At 57.1% G+C, this 15434-nt stretch carries 15 protein-coding genes; 9 read left to right on the top strand and 6 right to left on the bottom strand.

Annotated elements, in window-relative coordinates:
* Nucleotides 1-3: 3 nt before the first annotated feature.
* Together GS630_RS03780 and hpaR are read right to left on the bottom strand one after the other, a co-directional pair.
* On the bottom strand, nucleotides 4-702 hold the full coding sequence (locus tag GS630_RS03780; RefSeq protein WP_171237910.1) for a fumarylacetoacetate hydrolase family protein: 699 nt from the start codon (nucleotides 700-702) through the stop codon (nucleotides 4-6).
* A 589-nt stretch (nucleotides 703-1291) separates the two neighbouring features.
* The gene (hpaR, locus tag GS630_RS03785) at nucleotides 1292-1726 is read right to left on the bottom strand and encodes a homoprotocatechuate degradation operon regulator HpaR (protein ID WP_171178497.1); all 435 of its coding nucleotides are present in this window, start codon (nucleotides 1724-1726) and stop codon (nucleotides 1292-1294) included.
* A gap of 222 nt (nucleotides 1727-1948) precedes the next feature.
* Between hpaR and GS630_RS03790 the strand changes: the two genes are divergently transcribed.
* Nucleotides 1949-2719, top strand: coding sequence for an HpcH/HpaI aldolase/citrate lyase family protein (locus GS630_RS03790; RefSeq protein ID WP_171178499.1), 771 nt, complete (start codon nucleotides 1949-1951; stop codon nucleotides 2717-2719).
* Between the two features lie 4 nt (nucleotides 2720-2723).
* On the opposite strand, the gene GS630_RS03795 is transcribed toward GS630_RS03790, so the two are convergent.
* Nucleotides 2724-3866, bottom strand: a complete 1143-nt coding sequence (locus GS630_RS03795) for a DUF3095 domain-containing protein (RefSeq protein ID WP_171620347.1) — start codon at nucleotides 3864-3866, stop codon at nucleotides 2724-2726.
* 141 nt (nucleotides 3867-4007) lie between these two features.
* On the opposite strand from GS630_RS03795, the gene GS630_RS03800 reads away from it, so the two are divergent.
* The 5 genes from GS630_RS03800 to GS630_RS03820 all read left to right on the top strand — a co-directional run bounded on the left by GS630_RS03800 (nucleotide 4008) and on the right by GS630_RS03820 (nucleotide 9880).
* Nucleotides 4008-5180, top strand: coding sequence for an MFS transporter (locus GS630_RS03800; protein ID WP_171620349.1), 1173 nt, complete (start codon nucleotides 4008-4010; stop codon nucleotides 5178-5180).
* Between the two features lie 21 nt (nucleotides 5181-5201).
* Nucleotides 5202-6233 carry a glycosyltransferase family 4 protein gene (locus GS630_RS03805; RefSeq protein WP_171620351.1) on the top strand — a complete coding sequence of 344 codons (1032 nt, stop codon included), beginning with the start codon at nucleotides 5202-5204 and terminating at the stop codon, nucleotides 6231-6233.
* 103 nt (nucleotides 6234-6336) lie between these two features.
* Complete coding sequence (locus tag GS630_RS03810; protein ID WP_171178515.1) at nucleotides 6337-7359, top strand: aspartate-semialdehyde dehydrogenase; 1023 nt, start codon at nucleotides 6337-6339, stop codon at nucleotides 7357-7359.
* 397 nt (nucleotides 7360-7756) lie between these two features.
* Nucleotides 7757-8698 carry a hypothetical protein gene (locus tag GS630_RS03815; protein WP_171711871.1) on the top strand — a complete coding sequence of 314 codons (942 nt, stop codon included), beginning with the start codon at nucleotides 7757-7759 and terminating at the stop codon, nucleotides 8696-8698.
* A 264-nt stretch (nucleotides 8699-8962) separates the two neighbouring features.
* Nucleotides 8963-9880 (top strand): endonuclease/exonuclease/phosphatase family protein, encoded by a 918-nt coding sequence (locus tag GS630_RS03820; protein WP_171620353.1) that lies wholly within the window; start codon nucleotides 8963-8965, stop codon nucleotides 9878-9880.
* A 92-nt stretch (nucleotides 9881-9972) separates the two neighbouring features.
* Here the strand turns inward: GS630_RS03820 and GS630_RS03825 are convergent, their stop codons facing one another.
* Nucleotides 9973-10623, bottom strand: a complete 651-nt coding sequence (locus GS630_RS03825) for a carbonic anhydrase (RefSeq protein WP_171620355.1) — start codon at nucleotides 10621-10623, stop codon at nucleotides 9973-9975.
* A 145-nt stretch (nucleotides 10624-10768) separates the two neighbouring features.
* Here GS630_RS03825 and GS630_RS03830 point away from each other — a divergent pair, with 145 nt between their 5' ends.
* From GS630_RS03830 to GS630_RS03840, 3 genes are all read left to right on the top strand, one after another.
* The gene (locus tag GS630_RS03830) at nucleotides 10769-11158 is read left to right on the top strand and encodes a hypothetical protein (protein ID WP_171178855.1); all 390 of its coding nucleotides are present in this window, start codon (nucleotides 10769-10771) and stop codon (nucleotides 11156-11158) included.
* Between the two features lie 63 nt (nucleotides 11159-11221).
* Nucleotides 11222-12604 (top strand): M17 family metallopeptidase, encoded by a 1383-nt coding sequence (locus GS630_RS03835; protein ID WP_171620357.1) that lies wholly within the window; start codon nucleotides 11222-11224, stop codon nucleotides 12602-12604.
* Nucleotides 12601-13338, top strand: a complete 738-nt coding sequence (locus GS630_RS03840; RefSeq protein ID WP_171178525.1) for a C40 family peptidase — start codon at nucleotides 12601-12603, stop codon at nucleotides 13336-13338. Before GS630_RS03835 ends, GS630_RS03840 begins: the two co-directional genes overlap by 4 nt.
* Here GS630_RS03840 and GS630_RS03845 read toward each other — a convergent pair.
* Nucleotides 13335-13685 (bottom strand): DUF2794 domain-containing protein, encoded by a 351-nt coding sequence (locus tag GS630_RS03845; protein WP_171178528.1) that lies wholly within the window; start codon nucleotides 13683-13685, stop codon nucleotides 13335-13337. The two genes, GS630_RS03840 and GS630_RS03845, sit on opposite strands and share 4 nt — an antisense overlap.
* 73 nt (nucleotides 13686-13758) lie before the next feature.
* Nucleotides 13759-15423 carry an iron ABC transporter permease gene (locus GS630_RS03850; RefSeq protein WP_171620359.1) on the bottom strand — a complete coding sequence of 555 codons (1665 nt, stop codon included), beginning with the start codon at nucleotides 15421-15423 and terminating at the stop codon, nucleotides 13759-13761.
* Nucleotides 15424-15434: the final 11 nt, after the last annotated feature.

The raw sequence follows: 15434 nt of genomic DNA on the forward strand, positions 1-15434 counted from the left end.
GGTCTACTTTGCATCCGTCAGGGTCAATTCAATCGGCGCGAGCCCGTCTATCTCACCGCTCAGAACATCACCTGCCACAACCGGTCCAACACCCGCTGGTGTGCCGGTCAGAATCAGATCCCCGGGACGCAGGTGATAGAAGCCGGACAAGTGGCAGATGATTTCGTCGATTTTCCAGATCAGCTCCTCAAGCGTCGCGTCTTGTCGCAGTTCATCATTGACGCGCAGACGGATATGCTTGTCTGCGTCCGGCGACCATTTGCCTGCCGGTGTCAGCGGGGCAAATACCGCACCGTTTTCGACATCCTTGCCCAGATCCCAGGGCCGTTGCTTGTTTCGTTCGCGAATCTGCAGGTCGCGACGGGTCATGTCGAGGGCGCAGCCATAAGCATAAACTGCATCCCAAGCCTGCGCAGAGGTGGCACGGAATACAGGTTTTCCGATCGCCAGCACCAACTCCATTTCATGATGATAATTCTCGGTCCCTGCCGGGTACGGAACCATAGCCCCGGACAGAACCGCGTTGGCTGCAGATTTGGTGAAATAGAACGGTGCTTCGCGATCGACCTCATTCCCCATTTCGGCCGCATGGGCCGCGTAATTCCGACCGACGCAGAAAATACGCCCCACAGGATACTCTGCTGAGGCCCCAACAACAGGGATAGTAACCGGGTCGGGAAGGGAAAACAGACTATTTGACATGGTGCTCTCGGACTATTGTGCTGGTTCATCTTACGACCGCCAGTCCGATCAGCAATACAAGAAAACACGCCGAATTTCGCCAAAGCTTTGTTGGTGTTTCAGCGCAAACCCGCCCAATTCCGGTATGCAGTGCAATGACCGTTTCACAGCAATGTCACTTCCGCCTTTATGACCTTGTCAAAGGAAGAACAAACGTGACTTGGCTCGGGCTTAAGTTGAGTTATGTCCTCAATTACAGATGTTGCAGCCGACAATATGGCCGAACTGAAGCCAGATGCACACACTTGGCAAATTACCTAGCCGATGCGACTTCAGAGGTCCCATTTGCAAGACAATCCATCGGTTGGCAGTTACCAACATCTATTTCGGAGAGCAAAGGCATGTGCCCGTCCCCGGGAGCAACGCTTTAATTAGAGTCTGTTTTGACTCGGCGCACACTCCGAATTGCAGGTCGGACCGTCAGACTACACATGACGCAACCGGCCTCGGGCCAGGCAATGATCCAGTACGAGTCTGGCCGCCCCGCTGGAGAATACCCCCTAAACTCTCCGGCGGGGTTTCTAAGAAGCGTCTTCGCTTTAGCCACTTGTCAGGCTTCGAGATTTTTCAGGTCATTGAGAAGATCCAGCAACAACTCGTGCTTTTCCTGCCCCAGCTGAGACCGAATGCGTTCTGCTTGGGCGATACTTACGGGCAAATTGGCGCGAATGATCTGGGTACCGTTTGTGGTGATCTCAATGATCTGGCGACGGCGATCTGCCGGATGAGAGCGCCGCGAGATCAAACCGCTTTGTTCCAGCTTCTGCAAAATCCGCGTCAGGCTGGGCAACAACAGGCAGGCGCGATCAGCGATGTGTGTCGGTTCCTGTGGGCCTTCTTCGTTCAAAACCCGCAAAACCCGCCACTGCTGTTCGGTGACACCAGCGTCAGCCAGCATTGCACGGATGGGTCCCATAACCTTTTCCCGCGCCCGCAACAGCGCTATGGGCAAAGATCGCGACGTCAGAGGCAGGTCGTCAGTCATAGGAAAATTATCACCGAATTTCAGCTTTTTCGCAAGCAATCCTCCCAGTTCTGGCAAGGCGCTAGTTATCATCATGCGGAGGCAAGGCGCCGCCAGCGTCGATTATGCCCCGTCAGAAAGGCTGCATTCAGACTGGACAATTCACTGTCATAAGAGAAGATGCAGAAAGGACCCGGCACCGGGTCTTTGATAATCATGGTTTGCAAAAGCAAGAGAGATCTGATGGCTGCCCCGGAAAACCCCTTCAAAAAGGCTCTAAATGAGGGAAAAACCCAGATTGGGTGCTGGATGAGCTTTGCTGAATCTGTCACCGCCGAGGTCATGGGCACAGCGGGTTTCGATTGGTTGGTAATTGACGGGGAACACGCCCCAAATGACATCCGTTCGATCCGGGATCAACTCATGGCTTTGGCCGCCAGCCCATCGCATCCGGTGGTGCGCGTTCCAATTGGCGAAACCTGGTTGATCAAAATGGTTCTGGATGCAGGGGCGCAGACCGTGCTGGTCCCAATCGTCGAAAGCGCCGAGCAAGCGCGCGAACTGGTTCGTGCGTGTCGCTATCCTCCGACCGGAGCGCGCGGCGTGGGTGCTATGGCGGCACGGGCGACTATGTATGGGGCTGTCGACGCGTATATTCAAACAGCGGATCAGGAAATCTGCCTGTTGCTGCAAGTTGAAACCCGCGCTGGATTGGATGCCCTGGATGATATTTTACAGGTCGAGGGCGTTGATGGAGTTTTCATCGGCCCCGCCGACCTGTCGACCGACATGGGCTATCAGGGCAACAGCGCCGCCCCTGAGATGCGCGAGGTGATCGCAGACGCGCTGGCGCGGATCAAGGCGTCTGGCAAAGCGCCGGGCATCCTTGCGACCAATGACGAGGCCCGGCAAGCCTATAAAGACATGGGCGCGCAGTTTTTGGCCGTAGGTATCGACGTGATGCTATTGGCGCAGACGGCCCGTTCGCTTTCGGAGCAGTGGAAGGTGTCTTGACCTTTCACGCGCGCATGGCCGCAGCGGCCTGAGCATACCCGCCCGACGCGCCATCAACAAAATGCACATGATCATCCCGGGTGGCCGACGGGACAATGCATGTCATCATCGCTTCGTTTTGTGCGTGCAAACCATAGCGTATCTTTCCACGCGACCGCGCTTGCTCCAGCATGTGTTCGATCCGTTTCAACGTGGACGCATCACAATCCAGCGTCATCTTCAAACCGTCATCAAACTTGCGAAAGTCTGCGTTGCCGCTGACCATCTTCTTGTAGTGGTCCGGCTCGAACTGACCCAGGCGTTTGCCCAATTTAAACAGGGCCGCGATCAACAGATTCTGGAACAGCAGAACAGTCTTTTGCAATACCATGTTCCGCCCATTGCGTGACACATGCGCGTCAATGTCCAAGCCAGGCGGCGGCCATTTCATAGGCGGGCCGTTCTCGGGCACGGGGTGCCCCGCACGCTCCAGCTTTTCCGACATGGACAGAACGGATTGCACCAGATCGGCAAAATCACCCTCTGACGCTGATGCAGTGGGCTCAACAACCAGCGAGACGATCTGGCCATGCCGAGCCGTACTGTTGGACCATCTGCACGACAGGCCTGTCAGATTCGGCTGTGCGCCCGGATCTGCTTGATCAACCATGTTGCGGCCAGCCTTCATCTCGGCTTCGGCCCAGGCCAGCCCACCCCCCGAGAACATGGCATAGTCCACGCCGGTAGATGGTGCATAGCGGGCCACGCGCACATCCCGACCGGCGGCTCGGACTTCGGCCATCGATACCATGGCCGCACGCAGAGGCATGGAAAACTCTTCTTCTGCCCAGCGTCGCAAAGCAGCCAATGCATGACGCGCGGCTTCGGCCTGACTGGGCGGAACGGCAAATCCAGCACCGTCGCCACCAAAAACATAGGGAAATAACTTGCCGTTCATGGCGTTGATCATGGCTGAAATCACAGCCGCCCCAACCGTGTTGACGGTTTTGTATCGGCCCCGGGCGATTTCTCCGGTTGAATCAACTATGTCGGCAACGCCGACGACCCATTCATCCGGCACAGCTGAAAACTGCGTCGGGTCCGCCACCAAAGTAAACTCCCGCAAAAGAGGGAGGTTTTCATAAAACTCGGAATGGAGGTCTTTCATGGTCCCCCTCAAATCAATGTTGAGCTTAAATTAGGCGGGCGTAAGTCCAAGTCCCGTTTCTGAAATATACTACACACGCTTGTGCGTTGCATCATGACATGCCAAGCCTTTCCCTAAAGCGCGCAAAATAAGGGGCAAGTTATGCAGGCAGGTTTGGTGGTTTTATGCCTGGGCTACGTACTCAGCCAGTTTTTCCGCGCGTTTCTGGCTGTTCTCAGCCTCGACCTGGAACAGGATATTGGCGCAACACCCGAGGATCTGGCGTTTGCCTCGGGCCTTTGGTTCCTGGTTTTTGCTGCGATGCAAATCCCGGTCGGCTGGGCGCTGGATCGGGTTGGCCCCCGCCTGACCGCAGCGGTGCTGCTGCTGATTGGTGGTGCAGGAGGGGCGGCGCTTTTTGCCGCTGCGTCTACGCCAATGCATATCAGCATTGCAATGGGGCTGATTGGCGTTGGCTGCTCGCCGGTCCTGATGGCCTCATATTTTATCTTTGCCCGAGAATATCCTCCGGCGCGGTTTGCCACTTTGGCGGCTGTGATGCTTGGCGTGGGGTCTGTTGGCAACCTCGTGGCATCCTACCCCACCGCACTCGCGGTCGAGTGGATGGGATGGCGCGCAACGATGGTTGGGCTGGCCGTGATTTCGGCTGCAATTTCTCTTGGCATTTTGCTGACTGTGCATGATCCGAAAAAGGTTGAGACGGACCAAAAGGGGTCATTGTTGGACCTTGTGAAGGAGCCCGCCCTCTGGTTGATCCTGCCGCTGATGTTGGTCGCATACGCGCCTTCTGGCGCTTTGCGGGGCCTTTGGGCGGGGCCATATTTGAACGATGTTTTCGGGTTAAGCACGACGCAAATCGGCACCGCGACCCTGATCATGGGGGCCGCAATGATCGCTGGCACTTTTGTCTACGGGCCATTGGATCGCGTTTTTGGTACCCGAAAGTGGGTTGTTTTTGCGGGCAATGCGCTGGGGGCAGTGGCGCTGACCTTGCTGTGCCTGTGGATTGACAACGCAATCTGGCTGTCTGTTCTGCTGCTGGCCGTCATAGGCTTTGCCGGGGCCAGCTTTCCGGTCATCATGGCCCATGGTCGGGCCTTTGTACCACCGCACCTGGTTGGCCGCGGCGTCACCCTTTTGAACCTGTTCGGCATCGGTGGCGTCGGCGTTGCCCAGTTCGTCACCGGTCGGATTCATGCTGCCACCGTTCAGACTGGGTCAACCGCGCCTTACACGGCGATATTCGGGTTTTTTGCCATATCGCTTGCCATTGGTTGCGTGATCTATCTATTCAGCCGGGATAGTGTCGACTGAAGCAGCCATCAGGAGAGCCCGGTGAAAGACCCCGTCGTCATAGCCCCAAATCTGAAACGCAGGCTTTCGGGCGTGACCGCAACCATCGCAAGGCTGGTTCCGCTTCAGGCAAAATCAATCGACATCGCCGCCACGGGTCCGGGCCTGCCCGCCGACATCCCGCATATCCCGCTGGGCCGCCTACCCTTTCTTTCACGCCGTCCAATGCGCGTTTGGCATGCCCGTCGCAATACAGAGATGCTGCTGGGTCTGATCCTGCGGAACGTGTTCCGCCTGAAACTCAAACTGCTGTTCACCAGCGCATCCCAACGTCCTCATACTGGCTACACAAAATGGCTGATCGGCAAGATGGACGCGATCGTGGCAACGTCACAAAAAACCGCCGGGTACCTTGAGCGCGACGCGCAGGTTGTCATGCATGGTATCAACCTCGAGGACTTTACGCCCCCACAGGACAAGGCCGCCGTTCGGGAGAAACTGCGGCTGCCGGACGGATTGCTGTTGGGATGCTACGGCCGCATCCGGCACCAAAAAGGTACAGATGCCTTTGTTGACGCGATGATCGATCTGTGTGGGCGGTTCGACACCGTTTCAGGTATCGTCATGGGGCGGGCCACCGAAAAGCACACCGCATTTCTGGCCGAGCTGAAAGACAAGGTTGCAAAGGCAGGCTTGTCTGATCGCATCCTATTCATGCCCGAGGTCACGGTTGATCAGATTGCCGAATGGTATCAGGTTCTGGATCTGTTCATAGCACCGCAACGGTGGGAGGGGTTCGGGCTCACCCCGCTTGAAGCCATGGCGTGTGGCGTACCGGTTGTGGCCACAGATGTTGGTGCGTTTTCCGAGATCGTGACCGACCCGTCGCTGGGCAGGGTGGTAGCCCCGGACGACATTCCCGCGCTGGCCGACGCAGCGGCGGAGATGCTGGAAAACCGTGATTCCCTTGCACTGTCCGGTCAGGCCGCCCGCACCCATGTCGAACAGAATTTCGATATTCACGGTGAGGCAGAGACGTTGGTTGCGCTCTACCAGCGTCTTCTGAGCGCTTGAAGCGCCTCAATTCGACCTCAAACGTTCGATTCAGCGCCAAAAGCTCTTTTTTCTTTGCCGCAACGCAGCTATGAACGCGCGTCCTTAACTTTGGAGACATGAAATGGGCTATCGCGTCGTTGTCGCCGGCGCCACGGGTAACGTGGGCCGCGAAATGCTGAACATCCTGGCGGAACGCCAGTTCCCGGTCGATGAACTTGCTGCTCTGGCAAGCCGTCGTTCGCTGGGGACAGAGGTAAGCTTTGGCGACAAGACACTGACGACCCAGGACATCGACACGTTCGACTTCACCGGCTGGGACATGGCGTTGTTTGCCATCGGCTCGGACGCCACCAAGACCTATGCCCCTAAGGCCGCAGCTGCGGGCTGCGTGGTGATCGATAACTCGTCGCTTTATCGCTATGACCCGGACATTCCGCTGATCGTGCCGGAGTGTAACCCCGAGGCGATCCACGACTATAAGAACAAGAACATCATCGCCAACCCCAACTGCTCGACCGCGCAGATGGTTGTCGCGCTGAAACCGCTGCATGACCGTGCCAAGATCAAACGCGTTGTGGTGTCGACCTATCAGTCGGTGTCGGGTGCCGGTAAAGAAGGCATGGATGAACTTTGGGATCAGACCAAGGCGGTCTACAACCCCACCACTGAGGTTGAGCCGAAAAAATTCCAGAAGCAGATCGCCTTCAACGTCATTCCCCAAATCGACGTCTTCATGGAAGACGGTTCGACCAAGGAAGAGTGGAAGATGGTTGTCGAGACCAAGAAGATCGTCGATCCGTCGATCAAGGTTACAGCCACCTGTGTCCGCGTTCCGGTGTTCGTCGGCCATTCCGAGGCCGTGAATATCGAGTTCGAGGAATTCCTGGACGAAGACGAAGCCCGCGACATCCTGCGCGAGGCACCGGGCATCATGGTGATCGACAAGCGCGAAGCCGGTGGCTACGTCTCGCCCATCGAATGCGCGGGTGACTTTGCTACGTTCATCAGCCGTATCCGTCAGGATTCGACCGTGGAAAATGGCATCAACCTGTGGTGCGTCTCGGACAACCTGCGCAAGGGCGCGGCCCTGAACGCGGTACAGATCGCTGAACTGCTGGGCCGTGAGGTTCTGAAAAAGGGCTGACGTTCCGGCCCCAATAAAGACCAAGAAGAAACCCGCTGTTTGGTCAGCGGGTTTTTTTGTTTCAGTCAGCCTAGATTGCAAACCAAACGGGCTCTAGTCGCGCATACAGTTTCTTGGACAGGACATTGAGGCCACAGAACTTAGGCCACAGAACTGCCCTTCCAAATACTGCACCCCGACCTGATTAGTCATAAGCGGACGAAGCAGTCTTTCATACAGTGCCCAATTCCCCCGTCGCAGTTTACACAATCGGCGACGGTTCGAACCATTCGAAGTTCGAGATGCACAACCTTTCACTCCCATGTGTTCATTTTTATTGTTCGGCACCTCCCTCAACTTACTTTAGGGCAAATGACGTTCGCAGTAATACTTAAAAAATCGTGCTGGGGTTTCTGACATGCTCAAAGGCATCTCGAAGCGTACTACAATAGGCGTATTGGTTGCCGTGGCAGCCGTAATCGGCGTAGGCGTCACTTGGTTCATACTTTATGGACCTGGGACTTGGACTGGTAACATCTCCAATCGCAAACTTTCCGATACGACCGCCAATGCTAGCCTGCCGAGACAGGCAAACGGGCAATCTGCCAATCTTCTATCGGCCTTTCACGGGCTTGACGCTTTGCCGCGGCTTTCCAATGTGATTTGCAAAGGTTCAAAGGGCTATTCTGGGATGCCTGTTATCTTCTCGACCGAGATAGACGTCGCCACGATGCAGGCGGGTGACTTTCAGGTCAGGACTAGGTCTGGCGAAATTGGGATCATGCACTGCGTGTCTGTTCTTCCCGCCACTGATCCGGGAGAGCTGCGTACCGTACTCTTGATCGGGCGGTTGGGCCCTTCGGACACTGACCCACCAGTCAGCGTTGAAATCGTGGGTCATCTGCATTCGATCGACGGGTCGATGGATTTTCGCGGAGCCAGTACGCCAGTAATACCCCTTGAAGACGGGCCATCGATCGCATGGGCTGAGGTTGTGGAAGACTGGACACTTGTTGGCACGCTGGGCCCACCTCGGGTCAGGGGCAGCCTCTGCCAAACAGAGGGCATCGTTCAGGCGGTCCGTGTTGTGTGGGAGGGCGGCGTGACGCTGGAAGACGGTACCGAGCCCGGCGAGGCTGAGCGCGATCTCTACGCGATCACCGTCGAAGCGGCGGATTGGACCCGGCGCGAGGTGAAGCCAGCAGAGCTGGCAAACTTAGGCGATGGAGACAACAACCACATGCTCTGTATGGATACAAAAGACCAGCCCATCTCGGTATCCTTCCCAGAGGGAATCCTGACAGACCCAAATGGCGACCTTAACCCGGTCACAAAGGTGGCTATCACACCTCTACCTTGACCACTTGAATACCGAATTTTGGGGCTTGGGACTCGCCTCCTTAGTACACGCACCGGATAACGTTAAGATCTTAACCCATGACAATCCTTACGCAACGCGTGCAAGTAACCGCTGTGGGCGCGAGGCGGCCCTCAATGAGGTAAATTTGCCCGGTCTGTTGACAAAGACGGGCTGGCTTGCCACCTAAATAACAAACCTTGATCGCGGCAGATGTGACCAATCACACCTCAGGCGGTGTCCCGCGCAAGGCGGCTGAGGCAGAGCATGCAGGTTTCGACCAAACGCAGAATTGGCAGAACTCTGACCATCGGATGCGCGAGTGTTCTGATGGCGCTTGTCTTCATTGGCTTTACCGGGCAAATCTTTGCCGTTGGGGACTCGATTGCCCTTTTACGCCCGCAAGCTGGTATTTTGCTGGTACTCTATTCAGCGCTGTTGCTGTACCTGCGCGCCAGGTATCTCGCTTTGACAACTTTTGCCGTTGCCGGGATGGCCCTTGGTTCGATCGCCACGAGCTATGCTGCACCCTCTGCCGATTGCAACGGCACTTGCCTGACGCTTTATCAGAAAAACCTGATGAACAAAGCTTGGCCGCGCTATTCACTGGCGGACGACATTATCACATCCGACGCCCAGGTTGTTACATTGCAGGAAGTGTCCAGCCACAACCAGAAATACATGAGCAACTTGTTCGAACATTACCCGTCCAAGACTGTTTGCGGCTTTCGACCCGAACAAAGCGTTGCCATCCTGACAACCCTGCCCATCGTGGAAAACTCTGAGTTCTGTCTGAAAGGCTCGGGGCTGGTTGGCATTCAGGTCGAGGCCCCTGACGGTACTTCAGTCTGGATTGTATCGATTCACCTGAATTGGCCGTTTCCTTATGATCAAGCGCAGCAAAGTCAGGTTATCGCTGATCGCATTGCGGATTTGGACGGCCCTGTCCTGATTGCCGGCGATTTCAACATGGTACCATGGGGGGCAAGCGTTCAGCGGATCGCTGCGGCGGCGGACAATCAGAGCTTTGGAACCGCCCTGAATACGCATCATCTTGGCAGTTGGAAGGTGCCGCTGCCGATAGACAACCTACTCTTCCCCAAAGGCACAATCGGAACGGTCGAACTGCGCCCCTTCATGGGATCGGACCATCTGGGAAAGCTTGCCCGAATTCGAATAGAGTGACGTACGCGGGCTGGGCGCTCACATGCTAAACAGGTGTGGTTTTCGACAGAGATTGTGCCGTCCACCGCAGGCCCAGATCAAAAAGAGCCGCTTCAGACGGGAACAAACTTCTTCTGATAGGGATCAAAGCATTCCAGTCCGCCTGCGCCGATATCTGTCCACAAGCCATGCAGGCTCAGCGCGCCTTGCCCGACCGCCTCAGAGATGAACGGGAAGGTCATCAGGTTTTCCAGAGACGCCACAACCGCATGACGTTCGAACTGCCGCGCCTGATCGACACGGTCTTCGATATCGGCCACCAGTTCGTATTTGGGTTTGAGGATGTCCATCCACCGGCCCACAAAGCTTTCCTTGACCTCCAATTGGGGTGCTTCCCCTTTGCACATGTCGATGCACCCCTGAACACCGCCACATTGCGAATGACCCAACACGATCAGATGCGCGACCTTCAGCGCCGTGACGGCGTATTCGATTGCCGCGCTGGTGCCGTGATGATCACCGTCCGGCGCGTATGGCGGCACCAGATTGGCAATGTTGCGGTGAATAAAGAAATCGCCCTGATCGGCCCCGAACATGGAAGTCACATGCACCCGGCTGTCGCAGCAGGATATTACCATCGCACGAGGGCGCTGCCCCTCTTCTGCCAACCGTTTGTACCAAACCTGGTTCTCGGAATATGTCGTGGCTTTCCACCCGTGATAGCGCTTGACCAGATAGGTCGGCAAAGGCTTGGCAAAGTCCATTGTGTTGTCCCAGTTCTTCTCGCTTCAGGACGCTCTAAACCGAATTCAAGAAAAATTCGAGCCATTATCCAGATTCACTGCAAGGTTTTGCAAAGGAATTTCCCGCCAATATCAAAACAACGCCGTGGGGGCGTCAAAATTAAGGGTGAATGTGGTGGAAAAGATAATCGCGCTTGAACACAAGGAATCCGTCCGGCTGGACCCGGATCAACTCGGCGGGCTGTATAGCCAATTGGGGGACAAGAACGCGTTGGACGTGCTGTGCCGCACGGTTGAGGAACTGGCCGTGCGTCTTTCAAACTGTGAACGGTTTTGGCGGCACCGCGAATGGGCCGATCTGCGCAAATGTGCCAAATCGCTGGTTGCAATCTCTGAACAGGTCGGGATGACGGCGCTGGCGCGCGTAGCCGCTGATGTGGCCCAAACCGTCGATGCCGGTGATGCGGTGGCGGCTGCTGCGACCTTGGGGCGGCTGATCAGAGTGGGCGAACGTTCATTGACCGCCGTATGGGACCAGCAGGATCTTTCCGTCTGACGGGGGTTGCAGGTGGATCAGGCGCAGCTAGTCTGTGCGTGGAATTCTAACGCCGAGACGCCCATGACCCTGTCCTTCGCTCTACCCTCTGACACCTCTTTTCCGTTGCATGTGATTGCTCAGCCGGACCTGGAAAGCTGGTTGCAAAAGCAATCGCAGCACGTGCAATCTTGGGTCGCTGTGAACGGGTTTTCGGCGGCCCTGGGTCAGACTTTGTTGGTACCAAGCGCGAGTGGCGCAGCAGAGATGACGCTGGCAGGCTACGGAACCGAAGAAAAACGCACGCGCAAACGGTTCCCGCTGGCCGCTGCCGCTCTGTCTTTGCCAGAAGGAACCTATCATATCGCATCCGGCGTGCCCGCGGACCAGTTAGAGGTTGAATGCCTCGGCTGGCTGTTGGCCGGTTATGCGTTTGATCACTATGCCTCCCAAACCGGTGGGTCAGCGGAACTGGTCGCACCGGATGGGGTGGATGCAGCTCGTATCGAAGCAATGGCGCAGGCCGAGGCTTTGACACGCGATCTGGTCAACACACCCGCGTCGGATATGGGACCAGCACAGCTGCATCAGGCGGTCGAGGCTTTGGCCGCAGAGTTTGGGGCCACTTGCGACGCAATCCTTGGTGATGCGCTGCTGGATCAGAACTTCCCGATGATCCATACGGTTGGGCGGGCTGCTGAACAGGCCCCGCGATTGATCGAGCTGACCTGGGGCAACAGCGGCCCAAAACTGACGCTCGTGGGCAAAGGTGTATGCTTCGACACAGGCGGGCTGAACCTGAAACCGGGTGCCTCGATGGGGCTGATGAAAAAAGACATGGGCGGGGCCGCCAATGTGCTTGGATTGGCTCGCATGATCATGGCGCTGGATTTGCCGGTGCAGCTGCGTGTCCTGATCCCCGCTGTTGAAAACGCGGTTGCGGGCAACGCGTTCCGGCCCGGTGACATTTTGACCTCACGCAAGGGCCTGACGGTTGAGATCAACAACACCGACGCCGAAGGGCGTTTGGTTCTGGCCGACGCTCTGACTCTGGCGGATGAGGGTGAGCCCGATCTGGTGATTTCGATGGCCACGCTCACAGGCGCGGCGCGCGTCGCCGTGGGCCCCGACTTGGCCCCGTTCTATACGGATGATGAAACTTGCGCGTCGGCTCTGTCCAACGCCGCAATTGTTTCGGCTGATCCGGTCTGGCGTATGCCGTTTCACACACCTTACGAGGCGATGATCGAACCCGGCATCGCCGATCTGGACAATGCGCCTTCGGGCGGGTTCGCAGGTTCGATCACCGCTGCGCTTTTTCTACGCAGGTTCATGGGATCGCGCCGCTATATCCATTTCGACATCTACGCGTGGCAACCCAGCAAGGAACCCGGGCGCAGCAAGGGTGGGCTGGGTCAAGGGCCGCGCGCGATTCTGAACGCTTTGCCCGAGATGTTGGGCCTATGACTCGCCTGCGCATATCCAAACCTGTGGTCGATCTTTTGCGCGACCCTGAAGGGCCTCGCGACAGGCAGGTGCTTTTCGGTGATACGGTTCAAGTCGCAGAAGAAAAGGACGGCTGGAGCCGGGTCATCGCCGACAAAGACGGGTACACTGGCTGGCTGCAAACGGATCAATTGACCCATGATATCCCCGCCACCCGTTGGATCAAAGCACCGGCGACGCATGCATATGAAAGCGCAAACTTCAAAAGCCGCGATCTGGTATCGCTCAGCTTTGGAAGCAAGATCCATGTTTTGGCGGAAACAGATCGCTATCTGGAAACCGAGTGGGGCTTTGTTCCAAAGGTACACACCGCACCAATCTCAGATACGCCACACGACCCGGTTGCTGTGGCCGAATTGTTCCTGGGGACGCCTTATTTGTGGGGTGGAAACAGCCGGTTTGGTATCGATTGCTCTGGGCTTGTCCAAGCTGCGTTGCTGGCCTGCGGCATTCCCTGTCCCGGAGACAGCGGTGATCAGGAACGTGCTTTGGGCACGACACTCGCCGACGGGTCAGCCGCACAAAGGGGCGATTTGTTGTTTTGGAAAGGTCATGTGGCCTGGGTATCCGGAGAAAACATGATTTTGCATGCCAACGCCAGCCATATGGCGGTTGTGTTTGAACCTATGGATCAGGCCATTGAGCGTATTCAGGCGCAGGGCGATGGTCCGATCACAGCTCACAAAAGGCTCTAATCAAGGTTGACCGCCCGGATCAACTTGCGTTCCAACACTCTAAGCACCGCGCGCAAATCGTGGCCGCGTTTCAGGATGCGACCGTCCATTCCGACCACAGAATACATCCCCTGCCGGGACCTAAGCCGCGGGTGCTTTTCGACACGATAGATCGGATGTTCAGCAGTGCGCCGGAAGATCGAGAACACTGCCATGTCGCGCAGGTTCGAGATACCATAGTCCCGCCATTCTCCGGCGGCGACCATCCGGCCATATACGGACAGGATTTGGGACATCTCATGCCGGTCAAAGGCGACGGGCATCTGCGCTGCACTTGCCGAAAACCGGCTGGGAGGCTGCATATTCATACCTCCAGCCTTGCCGGAAATCGCGTTTGAATCAAGCCTGATGCGTTATGACCCAAGAATTCAGGCGGAAGTGTTACCGGCGACCAACCTGACGGCAAATCAGGATCACAGGCAGCAGACCAACGGCTAGAATGACCAGAGATGGCACGGCTGCGCCCTCCAACCTCTCGTCCGAGGCCAGTCTGTAGGCTTGCACCGCCAATGTGTCGAAGTTGAACGGACGCATGATCAGCGTGGCGGGCAATTCTTTCATCACGTCCACGAATACGATCAACAGCGCCGTCAACAGGGAAGGCGTCAGAATAGGCAAATGAACACGCCGCAAGGTCCCCAGCGGTGACTGACCCAGTGACCGCGCAGCGGCATCCATATTGGCGTGCACCGTACTTTGCCCACCTTCATAGGCGCTGAGAGCAGCTGCCAGGAACCGCACCATATAGGCAGCGACAAGCAACCAGATCGAACCTGTGACCAGCAATCCGGTGGACACATCGAAGGTCTTACGCATCCAGGCATCCAGCGCGTTGTCGAACCCGGCGAATGGTACGATCAGACCCACCGCAATCACGCCCCCAGGCACAGCATATCCCAACCGCGCCAGATAAGCCGTCGCTGAGGATGCCCGCCCGGGCCTGAGACGTTGGAAGAACCCGATGCTGATCGCCGCAAAGACGGTGATGACCGCTGCCGTCCCGGCCAGAGTCAGCGAGTTCTGGATGAAACCGATATAGCGCCGCGACAGCAGGTTTTGTTCCGACTCCAGCCCCATCTCAACCAGAATGATCACAGGCAACAAGAACCCGAACAGAACCGGTATCGCACATAGCAGAAAGGCCCCTAAGGCGCGCAGGCCCGTCAGGTCGGCTGCCGGTTGCGCGACATGTTGTTTACCGGCCTGATAATATTTCGCCTTGCCGCGTTGCGTGCGCTCGGCCACGGCCATCACCAGAGCAAAAACCAGCAGGCACAGCGCCAATTGCGCCGCCGCCGCACGGTCCGCCATGGAAAACCAACTGGTGTAGATACCGGTCGCAAAGGTCTGCACGCCGAAATACGAAACGGTGCCAAAATCCGCGATGGTCTCCATCACCGCCAGCAGAACGCCGCCCGCAATTGCCGGCCGTGCCATTGGCAGCGAAACGCGCCGAAACGCCAGCCACGGGTTGTTGCCCAACGCCCGGGCCGCCAAAAACGCCGTTGCGCTTTGCTGCAGAAAGGCCGCCCGTGCCAGCAGATAGACATAGGGGTAAAGCACAAGGATCAGCATCACCGCCGCGCCCTCGGTCGAGCGTATTTCCGGGAACCAATAGTCGCGCGGCCCCCAGCCTGTCACGTCCCGCAATGTGCTTTGAACGATCCCCGGGTGGTCCAGAATGAACGTGTAGGCATAAGCCAAAACATAGGCGGGAAAGGCCAGTGGAAGCACAAGTGCGATTTCCAGAAACCGTACGCCGGGGAAGCGGGTCATCGTCACCAGCCAAGCGGCTCCGGTGCCGATACTAAAGGTACCTGCTGCAACCAGTACAACAAGGATCAGGGTCGTGACCGTATAACTCGGCAACACCGTTTGCATCAGATGCGAGATCGTATCCGTCCCACCCGTCACTGCTGCCAATACCACGGCAAGCATGGGCAACAGGCAAGTCCCCGCCACGATATACGCGATCCCCGCCAACAGCCGGGTTCCGCGTACGCCACGATTGCGCGATCCGTTTTGTGAGTATTCGATTTCGGCCATCATCCCGGCTG

The organism is Ruegeria sp. HKCCD7303 (genome assembly GCF_013111185.1).
In the GTDB taxonomy this organism is placed as follows: Bacteria; Pseudomonadota; Alphaproteobacteria; order Rhodobacterales; family Rhodobacteraceae; genus Ruegeria.